The following is a 21,586-nucleotide window of genomic DNA, read 5'->3' on the forward strand; positions in this document are numbered from 1 at the left end:
ATCAGAGCCCCTTGAGGAAGCCCGCCAGGCGCATCAGCCCTTCGGGCCAGGGACCATGCCCGCTCGCCACGTTGATGTGGCCGGATTCGCCCGCATCGACCAGGGCGGCACCCCAGGAATAGGCGAAGTCCTCGGCCCGGTCATAGGCGCAATAGGGGTCGTTGCGGCTCGCCACCAGCAAGGACGGGAAGGGCAGGGGATCGCGCGGCACCGGCGCGAAATCCGTGACGCTGGATGGCAGGTTCGGCGTCTGCTCCACATCCGGGAACGCCACCAACAGGGCACCCCGCACCTTGCCCTCGGGGAAGGCGGGCGCGGCCTGCACGGAGGCGACCACGCCGAGGCTGTGGGCGATGAGGATCACCGGCCGCGTCGCCGCCTCCACCGCCTCGACGATGCGCGCACGCCAGGAGCCGGCTTCGGGATGGTGCCAGTCCTCCTGCTCGACGATGCGGGCATTGGCCATGCGAGCGGCCCAGCCGGCCTGCCAATGGCCGTCTTCCGAGCCTGCATAGCCGGGGAGGATGAGGATGTCGCAATCGGCGAGCTTCATTCTGCCCCGATAGCGGCTCGCTCGCGCGGCGTCGAGACGGATGGGGGGAATTCGGCAGGCATCGCCGCATTGGGTGAAGTGCCGCCGGGCTGCGAGAGGTGGCGGCCCATCATTTTCATCGAAGGCCCGCGCGGATCGAGGTTTCCCGCGTTAGCCGAGTGTCGCGCTCGTCAGCGTGGCCGGGAGAATGCACATGACGAAGCTCTTCATCGCCAATATCCGCGCCGCCAAGGGTTTTCGCCCGCTGGTCACGGTCCGGGCTGCTGCCGAGGGGGAGGCCAAGGTCTTCCTCGCCGCGGCCTATCCCGACGACGAGATCGTCGATGTGGTCGAGCCGAGCGACTGGGTCAGCGATGCCGATACCGGGTCCGCGCCCGGCGATATCCGCGAGCATGCCGGTGTCGAATGGCAGGCCCCATAAAGCCTCAACGAGACGAGGGGGCGACGGCTTCCCCTCGCTGCCGGCGCGGCTTTCGTCGGCCAGGCACATAAGATCACGGCCGTCCCAGACCATAGGCCAGCGCCGACACGGCGATGAGGAAGGGCGTCCAGAAATGGACCAGGCCCAGGCTGCTCCACACCGTGAACCGCTCGTTGCAGCCGGTGGTGTTCATCGCGCATCCCAGGGGGACGAGGTAGAAGAACCAGAAAGCCGTCGCCACGAGCAACGCCAGGCCGAAGATCAACGCGGCGATCCGCATCCTGGCCCTCCTCCCGCACACAGACGCCCTTCGGCATCGGGGTGTCGCGCACTGCCGAACGAATCAATTTCGGTAAGACCGGATGCCGTCACGTCTTATGGGCCTTCCCGCAGGGCATCGACGGCGTGACCGGCGAGGTTTGCCCCCAGGAGCCGCTCCGCGTCGAAGCCCCCCAGCGGCCGAAGGCGGCCGGGCAGGTCGGCGATGTCGCGCTGCCGCCGGAGCGCGGCCTCCCGTGCAGTTGCCAGTGTGACGGCCTCGAACTGGACCGGATCGCCCGGCCGGCTTTGGGCGATGCGGCGCAGATCGGCCGAGATCACCGTTGCGATCTTCGGGTAGCCGCCCGTGGTCTGCCGATCCGCCATCAGCACGATGGGCAGGCCGTTGCCCGGCACCTGAATCGAGCCCATGACGGTGGCGTCGGAGACGATGTTGTAGCCGCCCGCGCCATGGGCGATCACGGGGCCGTCGAGCTGGTATCCCATCCGGTCGGCGCGATGCGACACGGTGAAAGTCGAGCCCAGCAGCGTGTCGATCCCGCCTTGGGTGAAGCGTTCGGCCTGGGGGCCGAGCATGACGCGGATCGGTGCATCCCGGTCGAGGGGAACGGCATCGATGGTCCGGTCACCCAGTGCAGTACTCTCCATCGCGGCGAAGGTCAGATGGTCGCCGGATCGGAACAGACGTCCCTCGACGCCCCCGATACCGGCGCGGAGATGCAGCGAGACGCTACCGAGCACGGCACCCGCTTCGAACCCGCCGGCCACGGCGAGGTAGACGAACGCTCCCTCACGCGGCGGGTCCACGATGAGTTCGGCGCCTCGCGCCAGGGTCGCGGTGCGGTGACTGGCAAGGGGGGCGCCGTCGATACGGAGCGTGCCGGGCGCGCCAGCGCAGGCGAACCATCCCTGTCCGGCCTCCATCACGAAGCTGCCGCCGCCGAGGCCGAATTCGAGGACCGGTGTGTCAGGGGCATTGCCCACCAGCGCGTTGGCGGTCGCCATGGCGAGGCGGTCCATCGCACCGGAGCCGGAAAGGCCGTAGCGCTGGTAGCCCTGCCGTCCGCCATCCTGGAGGCTGAGCGCGCCATGGCATCTGCGGATGACGAGACGCCCGGTCACGGCGTTGTCTCGCATTCGACGATGCACTCACCGGCCCCCGCTGCCCGGTCGAGTTCGTCCCATCTTTCCGGCTCGATGGGCAGGAAGCGGATGGCGTCGCCGGGCTCGAACAGGAAGACCGGGTCGCGGCCCGGCAGGAAGGCGCGCACGGGGGTCCGCCCGAGGAGGTGCCATCCGCTCGGGGCGGCGATGCTCGCCACCAGAGCCTGCACGCCGCCGATGGAGATCGTACCGGCCGGCGTTACCGGCCTCGGGCTTTCCCGGCGCGAGAGAGCGAGGCTGGGGTCGAGACCGGAGAGATAGGCGTAGCCCGGCAGGAAGCCGTTCATGGCCACCCGGTAATCGGCTGCTGCATGCCGGGACACGACCTCGTCGGCGCTCAACCCATGATGGGCGGCGACATCGGCGAGATCGATGCCGAAGGACCCGCCATACACCACTGGGATGCGCCAGAGCCGGCGCGGTGTCGTCTCGGTGGAGACCGTGCCGACGAGGGCGAGAAGCGCGGATTCGATTTCTCCGGGCTCGCCCGCGCAGGGATCGAGATGGACGGTGAGCGACCTGTAGGTGGGAACGGTCTCGACGAGCCCCGGGATGCCGGATGCCCGCACGGCACGGTCGAGGGCCAGAACGAGCGCGTTGGCCTCGGGGTCGATGGCCTCACCGAACTCGACGTTGATCGCGGTGTCGCCGCACCAGAGCAGGCGGGGCTGAGGGGCTGCCACGGGTCGCAAGGCCTCGCTCGTCGGATAGTCTCCCCAGTCCCAACACGAAGGGGCGGCGCTGTCGAGCGCCGCCCCTTCTTTCATCCTGAAGCTCGCACAGGAAGCCCACCCTCAAATCCAATGTGATTGGATCTAACAGCGGATGCCCATGCCGAAGTAGATCATCCCAGCAGACCTCCTCATCCTGAGGCGCCCTTTGCATGAGCAAAGGGCCTCGAAGAGCCCTCCAGATGCCGACGAGATACCTGGAAGCCTCCTTCGAGGCCGCTACGCGGCACCTCAGGATGAGGTGCCGCATTGGATGAATGCATCTATTGCGCGCTCAGTGCTGCCGCACCGGCGGCACATCCGGCTTGCGGAACGGCTCTGAACCACCCTGGGTCGTGGTGTTGAGATTCTCTGGGTCGAGCGCGCTCTCCACGAACTCGCGGCCACGGTCGGCGAAGTCGCGGGCGTAGCGGATGCCCTGGTCCTTCACCTCGTCGGACCAATGTCCCACCGTCTCGTCCTCGCGGCGCGTCCTGGGGAGCAGGGCGCCGAGGAGCATTCCCGCCGCGAGGCCGACCACGCCGACGAGAAGCGGGTTCTCGGTGACGAACTGCTCGACATTGGTCTTGCCGCGGTCGAGGCGCTGGCTTCCGCGCTCGGCGAACTCGCCGATGCTGCGACGGCCGGAGCGGTGGGCATCCGACGCCCATTCACGGGCGTCGTCATAGGTCCCGGACGCGCGGTCGAGCAACGATTCCGCCTTGTCCTTGACGGTGTCGCGCGCGTCGAGGGCTGCGGCCTTGGCGCGGTCTGCATAGCCCTCGGCCTTCGACTGGGCATCGTCGGCGAGGTGGCCGGCCTGGTGGCGAAGGTCGCCGGCCGTGGTCCGTGTTTCGCTGCGCGCGCGGTCGGAGATGTCGTGGAGCGAACGGGCGGTCTCGTCGCCGTGGGGGAGGCCGGCGGAGACGGCGATATCGTCGGGGAGGGAGCTCTTCGGCCCGCCCGGAATGCTGCTGGAACTCATGGATGCGACTCCTGTCGAATGGGGATGGGGCGGCGATGCCGCTGCCGGATCAGTCGGGTGTCGATCGGCCCGTGATGGCTCAGATCTGGTTTGCTTCGGCCAGGTCCTTCACGGGCTGGCGGGTCGGCTGGTCGGGATCGTAGGCCTTCGCGGCCACGCCCGGCGTCACCGGCAGCGCACCGTTGGGATCGATGACCGGACGCTTCGTCAGCGTCTGCCGATCCTTGCCGGTGCGATGCAGAAGCCAGCCGATGCCGGCCGCGATGAGCAGAACGGGGACCGGGTTGCGCCGTATCGCATCGAGAGCGCCGTCATAGGCACCGCTCAGCGGGGTCCGGCGGACATTGCCCAGCATGTCATCGACGATGCTCGGGACAGAGAGCCTGTCCTGAATGCGATCGATGGTCAGATCGAGGCGGGCACGGCTCGCCTCGATGTCCTTCTCGAGATCGTTCAACGATTCACTCATCCCGAAACCCTTTCCGACAACGCACGCGCGTCCTGGCGCATCTGCCGTGTCGTGCGGGTCGGCGCCAGGGTGGAGAGTGACATGGTGCTCCGCCCGATCAGGGCGAAGACGATGGCGATGACCAGAAGCACACCGCCGACGATGAGAGCGGACAAGGCTTCCGAATGCACCACCGTCGCGAGCCATTTCACCAGGGCGTCCACGAGGACGAACAGGGCGACGACCCCGAAGACGCCGGCGCCGACCATCAGCGCTAGGCCGATGAACAGCGTGCGGACGTTGCTCGTCATCTCGTTGCGAAAGAGCGCCATCTCCTTACGCGCGAGTTCGCTGGTCTCGCGCAGGGCATCACCGACGAGGCTTTGAATGCTGGATTGAGGGGCGTTCGACATGGCGCCCGCCTAGCTTCGGAAGGAATCGCGGGCATCGCGGTCATGCGCGATGCTCGACGACTTGATGAAGCGCGAGACGACGAAGCCGGTCACGAAGGTGGCGACGGCGACGGCCACCGGCGCGCGGCGGGCGAAGGCTTCCGCCTCGTCGTAGAACTCGGCGAAGCTGCGGTTCTCGATGGAGGAACCGAGCTGCTCGAGTCCCTCGGCGGCGCTGTCGAAGAACGCCTTGATGTTGGGCTGCTCCTCGAAGGACTTGCTCGAATCCCGCAGGCCCTGCGCCAGGTCGTTGACGGACTGGGCCGCGTCACCTTTGCGGCGGTCGGCATAGTCGGTGGCATGGGCGCGTGCGGCGGCGACGAATCCCCGTCCACGCTCGACGGCCACGTCGGCGATGCCCTCGACATCGCCCTTCAGCGTCCGCCAATCGCCGGTCGGAGTAGCAGCCTCGCCGGAGCCGATCCCGGGGGCGTTCGCCGCGGATGCCGGGCCAGTGGGTTGATTTGCGTTCACGCGCATACTCCTCGATCACTTGTGGTCTGTGTCACCTGTGGCTCTTCAACATCACGGAAACAGACGCGGTTCCGAAGGGAATGTGCTGCGTATGCAATGCTCGGACGGTGGCGCTGCCAACGGTCGGAACCGCCGACCCAACGGGATTCACCTAAGCTTACGTTGGGTGCCGGACCGGGCCCATCCTGGCGCTCGACAGCCGCCGAACCGACCGGCGATCCACCGCCGAACCGACATTCATGGTGCTGAACTCTGGCCGCGGGCGGCGCGGTCGGCTAGGTTGGTCGGCGGATTATCAACATACGTAGCCGTATCCGACGGATCACCGCCGGGTTACGCGCGTTGACTGTCGGAATCATCTTGTCCGGTGCGCCCATGGTGCGCCGCACGCTGAGGACCGGAGCCCGCTGAGTGGCACGCCTTGTCATCGTATCGAACCGTGTGGCCATCCCTGAAGACAGCGGGAAATCCGTTGCCGCGGGAGGCTTGGCGGTCGCCGTCAAGGAGGCCTTCACGTCCTATGAGGGTCTGTGGTTCGGGTGGAGCGGCAAAGTCGTCGAGGATCCGTCCGAAGAGCCCGAACTGATCGATCGCGGTCGCGTCCAGTACGCGGTGGTCGACCTGTCGCCTCAGGATCACCGGGAATATTACAGCGGGTTCGCCAACCGTGCGCTTTGGCCGATCATGCACTACCGGCTCGGCCTGGGGGCGTTTTCCCGTTCGGATTACGCCGGTTACCAGCGTGTGAACCGGACCTTTGCGCGGGCTCTCGCCAAGCTGATCGAGCCCGACGACATCATCTGGGTCCACGATTACCACCTGCTGCCGCTCGCATCGGAGCTGCGCGGCCTCGGGATCGCCAACCCCATCGGCTATTTCCACCACATTCCCTGGCCGGCGGCGGACGTGTTCAACACGCTGCCCGCCAGCGGTGACCTCCTGCGCGGCATCGCCGATTACGACCTGATCGGACTGCAGACCGACCCGGACGTCCACAACCTCTCGCGCAATCTCATCGACGAATTGCGGGCCATTCCGCTCGGCGGCGGCTCGCTAATGGTCGATGGGCGCCGGACCCGCATCCGCAGCTTCCCCATCGGCATCGATGTCGCCGGGTTCAAAGAGGCGGCGGAGAATGCCGGCGCCAACAAGACTGTCCGCGAGACGATGGCGGGCCTGCGCACCCGCAAGCTCCTCATCGGCGTCGACCGGCTCGATTATTCCAAGGGCGTGCCCGAGCGGATGGAGGCGGTGGACCGCTTCTTCGCCTCGAATCCCGACCAGCGCGGCAACGTCGTCTACCTCCAGATCACGCCTAAATCCCGCACCGAGGTGCCGGAATACGAGGAACTCAGCCGCGAGGTGAACGAGACCGTCGGCGAGATCAACGGCGCGCTGGGCGAGCCGAACTGGACTCCGATCCAGTACGTGACGAAGGCCTATCCGCGTCCTGTCCTGGCGGGTCTCTATCGCGCCGCCCGCGTCGGCCTGGTCACGCCCATGCGCGACGGGATGAATCTGGTCGCCAAGGAATACATCGTCGCCCAGACGGCGGACGATCCGGGCGTGCTCGTGCTGTCGAAATTCGCCGGTGCGTGCCGGCAGCTGCCCGAGGCCCTTCTCGTCAATCCCTATGACCGGTTCGAGGTGGCGGAGGCGATCCGCACGGCGCTCTACATGCCGCGCGGCGAGCGGATCGAGCGCTGGAAGCCCATGGTCGAGCGGATGACGCGCGAAGATGTGGATTGGTGGGCGCGGAATTTCTTGACGGACCTGGAGAACTTCCGCACCGTCGAGCGCGAGCCACCCCGCGCCGCTGCTGCCGCAGAGTAGCCCCCCGTCGTCCTGCTAACGGCGGGGCGAGCGGTACCGGCCAATCAGGCCGGTTGCGGGACAGGGCTCCGGGGTACCGTTCTTGCGTGACCCGCGCCGACGATCGGCCCGCATTCGTTGGGCCTATGCACCTGCGAAAGGCCTCCATGATCGGCATCGACGAAGGCGTACCCGGACCTCTCGGGGCGCATTTCGATGGTCGCGGTGTCAATTTCGCGCTGTTTTCCGGGAACGCCACCGGTGTGGACCTGTGCCTGTTCGAGCCGGGCGAACGCCACGAACATCGCGTCATCCCGCTCCCCTGCCGCACCGACGACGTCTGGCACGGCTATCTGCGCGGCGTGTTTCCGGGCCAGCTCTACGGCTACCGGGTGCACGGCCCCTGGGACCCGGCCAACGGCCACCGCTTCAATCCGGCGAAGCTCGTTCTCGACCCCTATGCGCGCGAGATCCATGGCCGGATCCGTTGGCACGATTCCCTCTACGGGCACCGTCGCGGCCTCCAGCGCGAGGACCAGATCGACCGGCGTGACAGTGCGGCCCTCATGCCGCGCGGCGTGGTGACGGCCCCCGACCTGCCCGAACTCGCGATCACGCCGATCCGTCGTCCCCTCGGGCAGACCGTGATCTACGAAGCCCATGTGAAGGCGCTGACGCAGCTTCACCCGGCGATTCCCGAGGCGGAGCGCGGCACCTACGCCGCCCTGGCCCATCCGGCGATCATCGAGCACCTGTTGAAGCTGGGTGTGACGGCGATCGAGCTTCTCCCGATCCAGGCCTTCGCCGACGACCGGTTCCTGGTGGAGAAGGGGCTGGTGAATTTCTGGGGCTACTCGCCGCTCGGCTATTTCGCGCCGGAGCCGCGCTATCTCGGGGCGGCCGGGGCCGGTGGTCTCAAGGCGGCGATCCGCGAACTCGCCGCCGCCGGGATCGAGGTCATTCTCGACGTCGTCTACAACCACACTTGCGAGGCCGATCATACCGGACCGACCCTGTCGTTCCGGGGCATCGACAATGCAAGCTATTACAAGCTCAACCCGGAGAACCGGCGGCAGGAGATCGACTGCACCGGTTGCGGCAACACCCTTGACCTCGACCACCCGCGGGTCATGCAGCTCGTCCTCGACTCCCTGCGGCATTGGGTGACCGCCTATGGTGTGGCGGGGTTCCGCTTCGATCTCGCCACCAGCCTCGGGCGCACGCCGCACGATTTCACCCCCAGGGCGGCGTTCTTCCAGGCCATCGCGCAGGATCCGATCCTGTCGCGGGCGAAGATGATCGCGGAGCCGTGGGATATCGGCATGGGCGGCTACCAGCTCGGCGCCTATCCGCGCGGCTGGGCCGAGTGGAACGACCAATTCCGCGACGGTGTCCGCGCCTTCTGGCGCGGAGACCACGGCATCCTGCCGAAGCTCACGCAGGCCCTGTCCGGCTCGCGGGAGATCTTCTCCGGCTCCGGCCGTTCGCCTTTGGCCAGCATCAACTACGTGGCGAGCCATGACGGCTACACGCTGGCCGACGTCGTCGTCTTTGAGGAGAAGCACAACCACGCCAACGGCGAGGACAATCGCGACGGCCACGGTCACAACCTCTCGCGCAATTACGGCGTCGAGGGTCCCACCGACGATCCTGCGATTCTGAGCCTTCGCGCGCGGCAGAAGCGCAACCTGCTGGCGACGACCTTTCTGGCCCAGGGCGTCCCAATGCTTCTGGCCGGGGACGAGCGGTCGCGGAGCCAGAACGGCAACAACAACGCCTATGCCCAGGACAACGCGATCAACTGGGTCGATTGGGAGACCGATCCGGATCCCGGCCTCACGGCCTTTGTCGCCAACCTCACGGCCTTGCGCCGCGAGCAACCGGCCCTGCGCCGCCTGACCTTCCTGACCGGTGCCGTGATCGGGGAGGGGCCGCTGCGCGACGTCCACTGGCTCTCGCCCTGCGGTGCCGAGATGGACGACGAGGCCTGGGCCGACGGACACCGGCAGGCCTTCGGCATGCAGATCGGCAACGACCTACCGAGCGCGGACCGCCTGCTGATCCTCATCAACGCCGCCGAGGACGCGATCGATTTCACCCTGGCCCCGGTCATCGGCGGGCCGTGGATGGTCGTGTTCGACACGACCCGACCGACGGGCGCGGTCCCGGCCGGGCAGGCCTTGTTCCCCCCCAATGCGCGCCTGCGCCTCGATCCCCGTTCGCTCTACGTCCTGCGCGGAAGACAGGCCGCGTCCTACGAGATCTGAGGCAAGGGGAGGCGGTCCGGTCTGGCAGCTCCCGTCCCGATCAACGGTCGTCCACGCCGCGCCAGGCCGGACGGCGATCCGTCTCCGCCAGGGTGTCGCGCGACGAGCCTGCGAGAGATCCCGCCACCTGCCGGACCAAGCCGTCGGTGGCTTGGCTCAGGGCCTTCTCGCGCGTATCGGCCGGCAACGCTCCCCAGGCGACGGAGACGGATTTCTCCAGCGACAGCGCCGTCATGCGCGCCGCGAGGTCGGGATCGTCGCGGTGGGCGGCGAGGTAGGAGAGGGCGCCGATGGCGAGGCAGACGCGGATGAGGAACGACATGGGCTTTCCGGACTGGTTCGGTGTCGGCCGTGAGCGGGCCCGTGCGACCGAGCCTCCGCGCAGAACGTAAAGCCCCCATCACGCACGCCCTGAAATCCAGAACCATGGTGAACATGGCTTTGCCAGCACCCTTCAGCGAACCGGCATGTGGTGCCCGGCCCTGTGGATAGCGGGCGATGTGCCCCGAAAGGGACCTTCCGCCGAATAGGCTTGGTTACGGACCGGAAAGCATCCGCGAACAATCGGAGGGGTCTGCGCAACACTCGCTTAAGTCGGGTCTGCGAGGTTTGGCATCAGTCGAGTTCAAGTCGAACCCGAGTCAAAGTCGAGCAAGGGGCGACGAAGCGGCCTGTTTGGCACTTCGCGCTGTGCGTGTGCGTATTGCGTATCTACAGCGGCCTGGCTTCCCTGATCGATCTCCGGCTCGCCGGACTCGTGCATGAGTCGGTGATCGACGACGATGCCGTGCGGTTCCGGCACGAGCGGTTCCTGGTGTCGCGCCTCGCGACCGGGATCGTGATGATGGCCTGCCTCCCGCCTTATCTGCTCTGGCGGGGCGTCCCCAGCGGTCTCGAAGTGCTGGCCATCGCCAGCCTGATCCTGCCGATCTTCGCCGCCGTGTTCCTGTCGCGGACCGGGATCCTCTGGGTCGCCCATGCGATCTCGTCGGCGGGTCTCACCGGCCTCGTGGTCTGCCTCGCCCAGATGTCGGGCGGGGTGAATTCCGCCGCCGCGATCTGGCTGGTGGCGATCCCGCTGGAGGCCGTCGTGTCCGGCTCACGCCGCGCGACGCTGGCCGCCGCCCTCATCGCGATGATCGGCGCCCTGGTCGTCGCCTTCCTGCCGCCGGGCAGCATATCGCTGCCCCTCCTCGACCTGTCCCGCTCCCTGGCGATGCCGGTCTTCGCCATCACGGCCATCGGTCACGTGGCCGCCCAGGCCCTGGAGCATCTGCGCCACGAGGACCGCTGGCTGGCCCGCATGCGCGACAACGAATTGCGCGACCGCATGCTGCTCTCGGCCATCGACGACCTCGTGACCTGGCACGACCGGAACGGTCGCGTCATCGATGCGAGCGCCTCCTCGACACGTTTCGTCGGAATCGAACCGGGGCGCCTGCGCGGACACGGCCTGCTCGACCGCGTCCATGTGGGAGACCGTCCGGCCCTGCTGCAGACGATCAGCGACGTGGCGGCCAGCGGCAAGCCCGCCACCGTCCAGTTCCGGCTGCATCTCGACGCGGCCGCCCAGCGCGCCGAAGGCGAGCCGCGGGTGATCTTCGCCGAGATGCGGGCCCATTGCATCGTCGGCACCCTGTCGGGGATCGAGGGATCGAGTGTGGTTTCCGTGACCCGCGACGTCAGCGAGCATCGTCGCCACGCCGAAGAGTTGGAGCGCGCCCGCGCCGAGGCCGAACGCGCCGATGACCTCAAGAGCCGGTTCCTCGCCACCGTCAGCCACGAATTGCGCACGCCCCTCAACGCCATCATCGGCTTCTCGGAGGTCCTCGCCGGGCAAAGCTCCATGACGCTCGGGCCCGAGCGCAGCCGCGAATATGCCGAGATCATCGGCAGTTCCGGTCGCCATCTCCTCGACGTGGTGAACGCGCTCCTCGACATGTCGCGCATTCAGAGCGGCAATTTCGATTACGTCCCCGAGGTGGTGAATGTCGGCGCGCTCGTGCGGACCTGCTGCGACCTGATGCAGCTGAGGGCCGACCAGGGCGGGATCACCCTGGTGCGCGGCACCGACGGGCTGGGGATCGACATCATGGCGGATCCGCGCGCCTGCCGTCAGGTGCTCATCAACCTCCTCTCCAACGCGGTGAAGTTCACCGCGCCCGGCGGGCGGATCGAGGTCTCCGTCCGGCGCAGCGCGGCGCATCTCGACATCGTCGTGGCCGATACCGGGATCGGGATCGGCGCGGACGACCTGCCGCGTATCGGCGCGCCGTTCTTCCAGGCGGGCAGCGGCTACGACCGGACGCATGAGGGAACCGGGCTCGGTCTTTCGGTGGTGCAGGGCCTCGTCGGCCTCCATGGCGGCAGCATCTCCATCGAGAGCGCCGAACGCCAGGGCACCAGCGTGACCGTGACGCTTCCCCTCGATTGCCGGCGCGGGTCCAGCACCGCACCGCCGGCCCCGATCCGCACCGGCATCCGCCGTTCGGCGCCGCTGCCGAGCCTCGACGGGACGGTGGTGCCGGTGCGCCGACCGATGGGGCTGTTCGACCCCGCACCCGAGGCGGTGAGCGAACGCTACATACCGATGCAGCGCGCGGGATGAGAAATCTCCGCGACCTCCAAGGCCCCACGCGCGCCTCGTCCCGGCTTCGATGCCCCGGACGAGGCGCGCGCATTCCGTACCGGCACGGCGTTTCGCCGGGGCCGGTTTTCCGTTCCCGGCTCGATCTGTCGGGCCGTCGTCTGCGTTCGAGGGGATAGACCATGCGCGAACCGCTGCCGAAGCGCGACCAGCGCGAGATCGTCGTGCCGACCAGGGCGGCGCAGGCCTCCGCGCCCCGCCGCAAACCCGCCTCCGGTCCCTCCCGGCGGCCCGCCTCCGGCTGGCTCCGGAACGTCGTGCAAGCCGTCGGCGGGTTCGGGCGGTTGTGCCTGCGCCAGCCGGGAGAAGTCCTCGGCTCGGTCGTTGCCATCGGCGCGGTGGCGGCCGTCGCCCTGAATGCGCTCGGCTACCAGGGTGGCCGCCACCCCGCGCCGCTCTTCCCCACCCTCGGCAAGGGTGCCGGCACCACCGCCGCCAAGCCGGCATCCGGCCAGACAGCCGAGCCGGCGAAACTGGCGGAAGCCGCGCCGCGCAAGATCGAGGTGCCGAAGCCCGAGACCGCTCCCGAGCCGAAAGCCGCGCTGGCCATCGAGGCGGCCAAACCCGCGCCCAAGCCCGCGCCGGCGGCAGCGTCGACCAAGCGCGATGTCATCGCCGACATCATCAAGGCCGGGGAAACCACGGCGTCGGTGACGCCGAAACCCGATCAGGCCGTGGCGCAGGCACAGCGCGCCCTGGTGAAACTCGGTTACGGACCGCTCGTCGCCGACGGCGTCCTCGGCCCCGGCACACGAGCGGCCATCGAGAAATTCGAGCGTGACCGCAAGCTCCCGGTCAAGGGCGTCGCCGCCGGCCGCACCTTGCGCGAACTCGCCTCCCGTGCCGGCTCGACCAAGGGATAAGGGTCGGATCCGGCGTTCTGCCTCAGACCTCGGTGTGTGAGGGACTGAGAGCGGCAAAGCCGCTTTCGGTGTCGACGGCGCGTGAACGCGCGAAGCCCCCGCGATGTCGGCGTGGAACGGTCAAACGGCAATCGTCGTTCCTGCCCGCTCGCGCCTCTCTCCTGACGGTTCAGGATTGGCGGAGATTCTGGCCGAACACCGTTTGGCAGTTCCGGCCAACCAGTCCTTTCTCGAGCAGGGCAAGTCCCTGAACGGTCGGCCACGCTCGGGGTAAATAGAACGGCGCGTTAATCTGCCGTTCAGATAGGCGCTTTGCTCAAGTAAGCTGCATTTTGTTGGAACGGTATTTGGCAGGTCTCCGTTTATTGCTCCGTAAAGACTACAACAACTGGAGCAACCTTATGTTGAAGCAGATTCGCATCGTCGCCCTCACGACGACGTTCGTCCTTGGTGGCGCTGCCCTGGCGGTCGCGCAGTCGTCGTCCACCGTCGGAACCGGCGGCTCTTCCGCAGGCGGTGGCACCAGTTCTTCGACGGTCGGTACGGGTGGTTCGTCGGCTGGCTCCGGAAGCGGCTCGGGCACGTCCTCGACGCTGGGCACGGGCGGTTCGTCGGCCGGTGGAGGAAACAGCTCCTCGACCGTCGGCACGGGTGGTTCGTCCGCCGGCACGGGTAGCGGCTCGGGCTCGACGGTCGGTACCGGCGGTTCGTCGGCCGGCAAGGGCACCAGCGGCTCGACGGTCGGAACCGGTGGGTCGTCCGCCGGAACGTCTGGCGGCGCCGGCAAGTCCGGCAGCGCTGCTGGCCACGACAAGAGCGGTCCCGGCAATTCCGAGAACGCGCCCGGCCACAACAAGCGCTGAGCCGCAGGTCTGACCCCTCGGGCGCGGTTCCCCGGAGCCGCGCCCATCCCGCTTCCGAGGAGAGTTGCACCATGGCGCGTATGATCCTGCCGCTTCTCGGCGGCGCCCTCGCCATTGCCGGGGTCGCCGCGAGCCATGCCCAGACCAGCACCGTCACCGCGGGACCGAACGGCGTCTCGGGCGGCACGACGGTCACCACCGGGCCGAACGGAAAACCCTGTAAAGTCGTCCCAGCCGATGCGGCGAAGAACACCGGAGCGGTGTCGAGTTCGGTCACGGCCGGTCCGGACGGCGTGAAGAGTTCCTCCACCGGGGGCCCGTCCGTCACCACCCGATCCGCCGATGGCACGACGAGCAGCTCGGCCTCGAGTTCGAGCTCCGGCAACGGCACCACGATGACAACCACCGGCGACGGCGACTGCGTGGTCACCGTTCCCAAGGACAAGAGGTGAGGCTGACATGACGATGACGAAGGTTCTTCCCGCGCTCGCGGCCCTCGGGCTCCTCCTCGCGCCCACCATCGCCGATGCCCAGACTCGCGGCAGCGCGACGGGCGGCAGCGCCGGTTCCGCCGCCGCCGGCGGCACGTCCGCCTCGACGGTCGGGACGGGCGGCACCTCGACGGGCTCGGACGGCGCGACGGGCTCCTCGCTCGCGACCGGTGGCAGCGCCGCCGGCGGCAAGACCAAGGATCGCTCGCACGTGAACGAGACCGGTAACGGTGGCCTGAACGGACAGGCGAAGGCGATGTCCCATGACGGCGGCACCTTCTCGAAGTCGCAGACCAAGACCAAGGTCCGCGGTGGCGAGAGCGTCGAATCCCGCACCAAGACGATGTCGCACGAGCCGGGTTCGAAGCCGGTGAAATCGACCACCACCACCGGTTCGACCGTCGCCCAGTAGGTCTTCCGGGCAGCCCCGATCCTGGCGTGCTCAGGCTGGACGCTTCTCTGGAAACCCAACGGGACCGCCCCTTGCAAGGGTGGTCCCGTTTGTGTCTGATCCAGGCGCAGGAGCCTCGTCGATCAACCCGGCACCGGTCGATTTATAGACCCGAGACGGGCGATCGCCATCGAGCGCCGGATCAGATCCGGGCATTGGTCCCCGGAGGCCGATGCTTGCGCCAATCCATCGGTGCTATAGGCGGGCCATGCCTCGCCTGCGCTCCGATTTCTGGGTCTCGGCCCATCTCCGCCGTCTCGCCGTCGAGGGGATCGACGCGGTGCAGCGCCGGCGCGGTGCGCCCGAGGCGGGAGCCATCTTCGTGAAGGTCGACCGTCTGGATGGCCGGGCCGACCTTTATGGTCCGGCCCCGCAATCCCTCGTCGATACCGGGGACGGGGCGGACCGCAGCTTCGTTCGGCTGATGAGCGAAGCCTCGCCGCCCGATGTCGAACTCCGCATCGGCACGGAACTGCGTTTCGACGACGATCTCTGGATCATCGAGATCGACGACCGCGCAGGCCGCCACCATCTCGATCTCGCCGAATAGAACGACGCGGGCTCCGGTGGACCGTCAGGCCGTTCCGGACTGCCGCACCCTGCCGGGAAGGGCCGGGCGTAGCGGGGCGCGCTCGGTGGCGGGCATGCGGGGACGCACCGCGTCGGGGGCCGCGTAGGGCTGGTGGGCGGAGCCGCCGTTGAGCCGCTCGGCCAGCGGCATGTCGAGAACCGCACAGAGAAGGTCTCGGGCCGCACCGCGCGGGATGGTGCGGAACAGCTTCACCAGATCGTAGACCCGGTCCACGGAGCGGGCCACGGTCTCGTTGAGGGTGAGGAAGACATACACCGCCTCTTCCTCGTGCAGCCCAACCGCGCGAAGCGCCAGGGTCAGGAGGTCGTAGCGGCGGCTCGGGTCGGGTGTCCCGGCGAGGAAATTGCGCTGCAGCCCGAGCATGTCCGACAGTGCACCGACGAAGCCGGCCACATCCTTGCGCCCGGAGAAACCGGTGAGGATGGCTCCGGCCTCGCGCGGCAGGTGAGGCGCTGGCCGAAGTGCGGCGCGCGAGCCCACCGCCCGGCCGATCGCCTCGCGGAGTTCCTCGTCGGAGTACAGAAACAGTGGTCCGAGATCGCCAGGAGCAAGGTCGGGACGGGCGAGCAGCGCCTGGGCCAGGTCCGGCCTGGTTCTAGCGCGACCGACCAGGAGCGCGACGGTGGTGCCCTGAAGGCTGAGCTGCCAGTTCTCGGCAAGGGCGAGATCGATGGCCGCGACGTCGCGGGAGGCCATCTCGTCGATGAGGCTGCGGCTCAGATCGGCCCGTCGGGCGATGGCGACGGCGATGTCCGACCCGTCCGCCAGTGCGGCCTCGATCACGAGCGCCGACAGGTCCGGCGCCTGCGCGATGACCAGATCCCTGATCTCACCGCCGCGTGCGGCGAGTGCGGCGAGGACGGATTGCGGGGTCGCGGGGAAGGGCGCCAGCTTGCGCGCCACGATCTCGGCTGTCTCGTCGTCGACGGTCGGGATCAGGCCGCCGGCCAGGGATTCGAAGGCCTCCACCGTCTTCCTGTCCCGCGCGGTCGCGGTGAGGAAGAGATCGGTCTGCACCCGGAGGATGACAGGTTTCAGATCGAGGTCACCGAGACGCGACAGTTCGATCAGGCCGGAGAAGTCCGGCGCATCGTCGAGAGATGGGGACATGGCACTTCGTTTACGCAGAACTCGCTGGACACAGCTTTAGCGAGCTTGCGTGAACCGACCTTTAAAGGGCGACGCCGCCGCGCCGCCCTTCTTGCCCCATTGCGGGATCAGCCGACCAGACGCGCCTTGTTCTCAGACGTGGAATCGGAACCCTTCGGCGGGGGGAACACCACCGGTGTCACGGCACCGGGTGCCATCGGACCCGTGGCCGGCGCGGAGGGTTTCGACACCATCGCGGCGCCGTTCACCGGCTGGGGTTCGGCGGGTTTCGCAGGTGACGCGACGGGCGCAGGCACCGGTGCCGGCATCTCGTTGCCCTGCAGGGCTGGCGCGAGGGCCGGTTGGCTGCGATCGTCCTTGTCGACGAGGTCGCCGGTGACATCGTCGCTGGACGGCCCCTCGAGCAACTCGGTCGGCGCCTTCCAGACGAAGGCGTCGAGATGGCCGGTGACCGGCGAGACCGGCGCCCAGCGCTCCGAGGCGATCCCGTCCGCGATCCACATCGGGTCGCGCGGGGCGTGGGCGGCCTTGGCCAGCCATTCGCGTGCCCGGCCTGTTCCCGCACCGTGCTCGGCCTCTTCGATCTTCGCCATGGCGAGGCAGGTGCGGACGGTCGGACGCTCGGCGAGAAGGGGCGCCAGCGCTTCGCGGGCCTTGCCGAATTCCTGCGCCTCCAAGGCGGCCTGCGCCATGGCGAGGCGGGCTTCGGGGTGCCAGGTGGAAATCTTGGCGAGGGTTTCGGCCCGGGCGAGCCGGTCGCGCACGGAATCGCCCACGCGCAGGCCGAGATAGACCTTGGCAAGGTCCGGGTGGGGATTGGCGCGCCAGGCCGCTTCGACGATCTTGGCCGCTTTCCTCAGGTCGCCGCGCCGCGCGAGCAGGCGTCCGGCGATGCAGGCGGCCGGGACGAGGTCGGGCGCGAGCTTGACCGCATCGAGAGCGCGCTGCGTCGCCGCTTCGGGCTCGCCGGCCTCGCGGGTCTGCGCTGCGGCGGTGAGAAGGACCGCGCGCTGGCGACGGGCGAGCCCCTTCTCGATGAGACCGAGGGAGGCACGGCGCTCCACCGTCTCGACGGCGCCGCTCCAATCGCCATCGGCGCATTGCGCCTCCAGCACGGCCTCGTTGGCCCAGGTGACGCTGGGAGCGAGGCGCGCGGCCTCGGACGCATAGGCACGGGCGGCCACGTCGTCCTCGCGGCGGCGGGCTTCCACGAACAACCCGCGCAGGCCGAGCACCCGCGTCTCGGGATCGTTGACCATGCGCTGGAACGCGTGTTCCGCCGCCTCGCGGTCACCGGAGATCTGGGCGGCCTGCGCCTTCAGGAGGAGCGCCAGGGGCTCGGCACCGAGCAGACGCTCGGCGTCGCTGGCATGGCGACGCGCCGCCAGGGGATCGCCCGAGCCGACCGCGACCATGCCCCGCGAGAGGGCGGAGAAACCCTTGGCCCGGCGACGCTCCTTGGAGCCACGGACCAGGGCCTCGGGAAGCGTGATGATTCCCCTCACCACGGCCCAGATGAACCCGATGACGATGGCGGCGATGAGCACCCCGATCAGGGCGATGGCGAGGCTCGTGGCGACCTCGTACCCGTTCCACACGATGGTGACCGTGCCGGGCCGGTCGGCGATCCATGTCGCCCCGAAGGCGGCAATGGCGAGGAGGGCTAGAAAGGCGAGGGCGCGCCACATGGGATCACGAACTCCGGAAGGTGGCGTCGGCCGGGGAGGGGACGCGAGTATCGGGAAAGGCGGGCAAGCTGCGCCCGCACACAATGATCGAGACGACGCCGTCCGGCGATCCGCGCGGACGGACGGACCTCACCGGGCTGTACCGGTCGACGGCAAGGCCTTGAACGCGTCCGCCAGCAGCATCCGCGCGGCGTCACCCGCCGCGGCCCGCGAGGCGAGCTTGGTGCCAAACTCGCCGAACTGCCCGCGTACATCCTCGGGCAGGCCGGCAAAGGCCTTGGCCGCCTCGGCAATGGCACCGCGATCCAGGGCATCCTGCACCTTCGGCACGGCATCCTCGGTGACGGTTTCGCCGGGCTTTGCCGGCGCGTCGACCTTGCGGACTTGGACGATGGATTCGGCCATGCTCATCAGGCGCTGCTTGATGTCGCCTGTCTCGGCCACCGATTTCGCCTGGGCCGCCTTGCGGTTCGCGGCGATCCGCTCGGCGATGGGACGGAACTCGGCGGCGAGAGACGCGGCCGTCGGAGCGCCCTTGTCGGCGAAGGCCGCGACGGCGCTGAGCCGTGCCGGATCGCCGGGTTCGGAGCTGCGCAGGGCCGCCAGTGCATCGGCATAGGGCGAGCCGGTATTCAGCGCGCCGACGATGCGGTCCGCCGCGACGACCCGCATGGCGGCCTGGACGGTGGAGGCCTCCGCGCGGCTGGCCAGGGCCTGATCGAGGCCGGCGATCTTCTCGGATTGGGCCTGGATGAGCCGCTCCACGCCCTTGGCCGCTTCGGCCGCCTGCGCCTTGTTGGCGTCGACCGCCTGCTGGCTGGCCTGCGTCGCGGTCTGGACCGCTTCCGTCGCGGCCTTCACGCGGCTCTCGAGGGTTTGCTGCAGGCTCGCGAGCTTCTGGTTCAGCGCTTCCCCGGCCTCGGCATTCGCCTTGGTGCGCGTCTCGAGTTCACCCTTCAGGGCGGTGACCTGGCTCGCAAGCCCGTCGTTGGCGGCGGGCTTGGCGGCGGTGTCGACCTTGCCCTCGACGGCCTTCAGCCTGTCCTCGAGACCGGTCAGGGTCTGGGGGGTGATGGCGGTGAGACCGGCATTGCCGGATTGGTCGCGTCCCGGCTCTTCCTGTAGAGCCGCCACGCGCTGGTCGAGCCCATCGAGCCGGGCCATGAGATCCGGCGGCAGGGTCGCGGCTGGCGCGGATCCGTCACCGGTCGGCGCCGTGGTCGGTACCGCGGACACGGATCCCGCCTTCTGCAGCGCCTCCTTGGCGATGGCATCGGCCGAGCGAATGGATTCTTGCAGCGGCTTCAGGCCGGCCTCGTTGGCGCCGATGCGCTTGTCGAGGGCGGCGAGGGCCTCCTTCGGCGCAAGCGCGGCGATCTTCTGGTCGAGGGCGGCGATGCGACCGTCCTCCGCGACGCCCAGGGCACCGGAGCGCTCCACGGCGAAAAGCAGGCCGGCACCGATGACACCACCGAGGAGCCCGGCCGTGGCGACCGAGCCGAAGCCCGCGCCGCCGCGCTTGGGTTCGGGCGCGGTTACGGCCGGACCGATCTTGGGCGTCGTCGAACCGGCGCTCTTCGTGTCGGAGGGCGCGGACGGCTTGTCCGGGCTGCCCGTGAAGGTGGTGGAGCCGGAGGGTTTGGTCGCGCTCGAAGCAGGACCGGTCTTGGTGGCCTCGGGGGAATCGGAAATCCGCTTCGCCTTCAGGTCGATGATCGGCCCGTCGGTGATCTCTGCCTTCTGCGGCGTGGATTGCGGGCCGCTGGTGGCCGCCCCGGCCTTCGGCGCATCGTTACGCATCGATGACGCACCGCTCGCCGCCGGACCTGCGCCGATGGGGCCGGAACCGGCAGGCTTCGCGGGCTCCGACTTCGCCGGATCGGGCTTGGACAAATCGGGCTTGGGGCCACCGGCCTTGCCGGCGTCGAAACTCGATGCGGCAGATTTCGGCGGCTCGGATTTGACCGGCTCCACCTTCGGCGCATCCGCTTTCACGGGGCTGGACGGAGACGTGCCCGCCTTCGCGGCATCGGGCTTCTGGTCAGCCGGCTTCACGTCGGCCGGCTTGCCGTCAGAAGGTTTGGCGACCGTCGATACCGGTGTCGTGCTGGCGACAGGCGTCTCGGCCTTGGCCGGCTGGGCCGATGATCCTACGGGCGGCACGATCGGCTTTGCTTCGCCTGAACTTGCGGAGCCGGGATTCGAAGAGCCAGGATTCGTGGAGCCCGGCTTGGCGGCGGCAGGATTCGTGGAGGCAGCACTCGTGGAGCCGGGAATCGGCGTGCCGGGCTTGCCCACTTCAGGCTTGCCGGTTTCGGGCTTGCCGGTCTCGGGTTTGGGGCCGTTCGCCCCGGTGGGCGTTCCCGGACCTTTTCCGTCGCTGTTGGGTGGATTCACGGGCTTCTTGCTCCCTTCCCGACTTTCGTCTGCCGCATTCCGCAACCTGGCGCGTTCCGCGCTCCGTTTGCCGCCCTGCGGTCACAGCTTGTCATTCGTCCTAGCACCGAGGCCGCCGCCTCGGCGAGACCGCTTGTCAGAATCCTGATGTCAGGCCCGCGAGAAGTGAATCCTCATTGGCCTGTCCGGCAACGAAATGGGGAGCGATCCCAGCCCGAGCCAGGGGAGCCGCCACGTCCGCCGACAAGCAGTAATGCCTGAGCGCCGCGAAAGCTCCGCCATATCCCGCCTTGATGGCGAGTTCGCAAGCCGTCGCGGCGCTTCTTCGTGAGTAGTGCAACACGCCTGTCAGCGTGGACGGGGGCGCGAGCGCCGACGCCACCAATGCGGGCAGCGACGGCACGGCTCGTGCGCCATAGGCAATGTGGCTCGTCAGCCGGAAGCCGGCTCGTGTCAGGGATGCCTCCGGTTCCGCCTTGCGGTCCTCCCCCGCCACATGCAGCAGGGATGCTCCCGGCGAGACTTCCCGCTCCACGAGGCCGACGAGATCGGCGGCGTTGCCGTCGGCCGTCTTCACCGATGTAAACCCGCATTCCCGTGCCAGCGCCGCCGTGCGCGCGCCCACCGCGAAGACGGGGACGCTATGGAGCGGGTGCCATCGCGAGGCTTGCCGAAGCGCGTTCGCGCTGGTGACGACGAGGCCGTCGAAGGGGCCTTCCGGCAGGGGAGCATCCGTCGCCGCCACCACGAGGACCGGCGCCACCAGGGGCTCGAAGCCCAGGGCGGAGAGTCGCTCGGCCGTGCGCGTGGCGCCCGGCTCGGGCCGCGCGATCCAGATTCGTGTCGCCACCATGGCTTCGGATTCGCTCCTCGGCGGGCCGTTGGCAAGCCGCTTCGATGACACGTGGTTGCCGGTGGA

General features: G+C 68.7%; 22 protein-coding genes. 9 read left to right on the plus strand and 13 right to left on the minus strand.

Features of this window, described 5'->3' with window-relative positions; all coding sequences use genetic code 11:
• Position 1: 1 nt before the first annotated feature.
• Complete coding sequence (locus RQI43_RS19805; RefSeq protein ID WP_311276320.1) at positions 2 to 553, minus strand: alpha/beta hydrolase; 552 nt, start codon at positions 551 to 553, stop codon at positions 2 to 4.
• 193 nt (positions 554 to 746) lie between these two features.
• On the opposite strand from RQI43_RS19805, the gene RQI43_RS19810 reads away from it, so the two are divergent.
• Positions 747 to 974: a hypothetical protein gene (locus RQI43_RS19810; protein WP_056426098.1), complete on the plus strand. Its 228-nt coding sequence runs from the start codon at positions 747 to 749 to the stop codon at positions 972 to 974.
• 73 nt (positions 975 to 1,047) lie between these two features.
• On the opposite strand, the gene RQI43_RS19815 is transcribed toward RQI43_RS19810, so the two are convergent.
• The 7 genes from RQI43_RS19815 to RQI43_RS19845 form a co-directional block, all read right to left on the minus strand.
• Positions 1,048 to 1,254: a hypothetical protein gene (locus RQI43_RS19815; RefSeq protein ID WP_311276321.1), complete on the minus strand. Its 207-nt coding sequence runs from the start codon at positions 1,252 to 1,254 to the stop codon at positions 1,048 to 1,050.
• Positions 1,255 to 1,349: 95 nt separating this feature from the next.
• On the minus strand, positions 1,350 to 2,375 hold the full coding sequence (locus RQI43_RS19820) for a biotin-dependent carboxyltransferase family protein (RefSeq protein WP_405030670.1): 1,026 nt from the start codon (positions 2,373 to 2,375) through the stop codon (positions 1,350 to 1,352).
• On the minus strand, positions 2,372 to 3,100 hold the full coding sequence (gene pxpB / locus RQI43_RS19825) for a 5-oxoprolinase subunit PxpB (protein ID WP_311276323.1): 729 nt from the start codon (positions 3,098 to 3,100) through the stop codon (positions 2,372 to 2,374). Before pxpB ends, RQI43_RS19820 begins: the two co-directional genes overlap by 4 nt.
• Before the next feature lie 322 nt (positions 3,101 to 3,422).
• Complete coding sequence (locus RQI43_RS19830) at positions 3,423 to 4,112, minus strand: hypothetical protein (RefSeq protein ID WP_311276324.1); 690 nt, start codon at positions 4,110 to 4,112, stop codon at positions 3,423 to 3,425.
• Between the two features lie 79 nt (positions 4,113 to 4,191).
• Positions 4,192 to 4,581, minus strand: a complete 390-nt coding sequence (locus RQI43_RS19835) for a DUF3618 domain-containing protein (RefSeq protein ID WP_311276325.1) — start codon at positions 4,579 to 4,581, stop codon at positions 4,192 to 4,194.
• Positions 4,578 to 4,973, minus strand: coding sequence for a phage holin family protein (locus RQI43_RS19840; protein ID WP_056426085.1), 396 nt, complete (start codon positions 4,971 to 4,973; stop codon positions 4,578 to 4,580). Before RQI43_RS19840 ends, RQI43_RS19835 begins: the two co-directional genes overlap by 4 nt.
• Positions 4,974 to 4,982: 9 nt before the next feature.
• A complete protein-coding gene (locus tag RQI43_RS19845) occupies positions 4,983 to 5,492 on the minus strand; it encodes a hypothetical protein (RefSeq protein WP_156467727.1) in 510 nt (169 codons plus the stop codon).
• Positions 5,493 to 5,897: 405 nt separating this feature from the next.
• Between RQI43_RS19845 and RQI43_RS19850 the strand changes: the two genes are divergently transcribed.
• A complete protein-coding gene (locus tag RQI43_RS19850) occupies positions 5,898 to 7,319 on the plus strand; it encodes a trehalose-6-phosphate synthase (protein WP_056426081.1) in 1,422 nt (473 codons plus the stop codon).
• Between the two features lie 146 nt (positions 7,320 to 7,465).
• On the plus strand, positions 7,466 to 9,565 hold the full coding sequence (gene glgX, locus RQI43_RS19855; protein ID WP_311276326.1) for a glycogen debranching protein GlgX: 2,100 nt from the start codon (positions 7,466 to 7,468) through the stop codon (positions 9,563 to 9,565).
• A 40-nt stretch (positions 9,566 to 9,605) separates the two neighbouring features.
• Here the strand turns inward: glgX and RQI43_RS19860 are convergent, their stop codons facing one another.
• Positions 9,606 to 9,887: a hypothetical protein gene (locus RQI43_RS19860; protein ID WP_311276327.1), complete on the minus strand. Its 282-nt coding sequence runs from the start codon at positions 9,885 to 9,887 to the stop codon at positions 9,606 to 9,608.
• 372 nt (positions 9,888 to 10,259) lie between these two features.
• On the opposite strand from RQI43_RS19860, the gene RQI43_RS19865 reads away from it, so the two are divergent.
• The 6 genes from RQI43_RS19865 (at position 10,260) to RQI43_RS19890 (ending at position 15,430) form a co-directional block, all read left to right on the plus strand.
• Positions 10,260 to 12,173 carry an ATP-binding protein gene (locus RQI43_RS19865; RefSeq protein WP_311276328.1) on the plus strand — a complete coding sequence of 638 codons (1,914 nt, stop codon included), beginning with the start codon at positions 10,260 to 10,262 and terminating at the stop codon, positions 12,171 to 12,173.
• Between the two features lie 161 nt (positions 12,174 to 12,334).
• Positions 12,335 to 13,075, plus strand: coding sequence for a peptidoglycan-binding domain-containing protein (locus tag RQI43_RS19870; protein ID WP_311276329.1), 741 nt, complete (start codon positions 12,335 to 12,337; stop codon positions 13,073 to 13,075).
• A gap of 401 nt (positions 13,076 to 13,476) precedes the next feature.
• Entirely contained in the window at positions 13,477 to 13,938 is a 462-nt protein-coding gene (locus RQI43_RS19875; protein ID WP_056426073.1) for a hypothetical protein, read from the plus strand.
• Positions 13,939 to 14,009: 71 nt separating this feature from the next.
• On the plus strand, positions 14,010 to 14,390 hold the full coding sequence (locus tag RQI43_RS19880; RefSeq protein WP_311276330.1) for a glycosyl hydrolase: 381 nt from the start codon (positions 14,010 to 14,012) through the stop codon (positions 14,388 to 14,390).
• A gap of 13 nt (positions 14,391 to 14,403) precedes the next feature.
• On the plus strand, positions 14,404 to 14,841 hold the full coding sequence (locus RQI43_RS19885) for a hypothetical protein (protein WP_311276368.1): 438 nt from the start codon (positions 14,404 to 14,406) through the stop codon (positions 14,839 to 14,841).
• Positions 14,842 to 15,088: 247 nt separating this feature from the next.
• Entirely contained in the window at positions 15,089 to 15,430 is a 342-nt protein-coding gene (locus RQI43_RS19890) for a DUF1491 family protein (RefSeq protein WP_311276331.1), read from the plus strand.
• Positions 15,431 to 15,454: 24 nt separating this feature from the next.
• Here the strand turns inward: RQI43_RS19890 and RQI43_RS19895 are convergent, their stop codons facing one another.
• The 4 genes from RQI43_RS19895 to RQI43_RS19910 all read right to left on the minus strand — a co-directional run bounded on the left by RQI43_RS19895 (position 15,455) and on the right by RQI43_RS19910 (position 21,520).
• Positions 15,455 to 16,582 (minus strand): DUF2336 domain-containing protein, encoded by a 1,128-nt coding sequence (locus RQI43_RS19895; protein WP_311276332.1) that lies wholly within the window; start codon positions 16,580 to 16,582, stop codon positions 15,455 to 15,457.
• Between the two features lie 107 nt (positions 16,583 to 16,689).
• Positions 16,690 to 18,270 (minus strand): heme biosynthesis protein HemY, encoded by a 1,581-nt coding sequence (locus RQI43_RS19900; RefSeq protein ID WP_056426058.1) that lies wholly within the window; start codon positions 18,268 to 18,270, stop codon positions 16,690 to 16,692.
• Between the two features lie 129 nt (positions 18,271 to 18,399).
• Positions 18,400 to 20,667 carry a hypothetical protein gene (locus RQI43_RS19905; RefSeq protein WP_311276333.1) on the minus strand — a complete coding sequence of 756 codons (2,268 nt, stop codon included), beginning with the start codon at positions 20,665 to 20,667 and terminating at the stop codon, positions 18,400 to 18,402.
• A 136-nt stretch (positions 20,668 to 20,803) separates the two neighbouring features.
• Positions 20,804 to 21,520: a uroporphyrinogen-III synthase gene (locus RQI43_RS19910; protein ID WP_311276334.1), complete on the minus strand. Its 717-nt coding sequence runs from the start codon at positions 21,518 to 21,520 to the stop codon at positions 20,804 to 20,806.
• Positions 21,521 to 21,586 lie beyond the last annotated feature (66 nt).

Origin of the sequence: Methylobacterium sp. WCS2018Hpa-22, from assembly GCF_031843785.1 — a bacterium.
Taxonomy (GTDB): domain Bacteria; phylum Pseudomonadota; class Alphaproteobacteria; order Rhizobiales; family Beijerinckiaceae; genus Methylobacterium.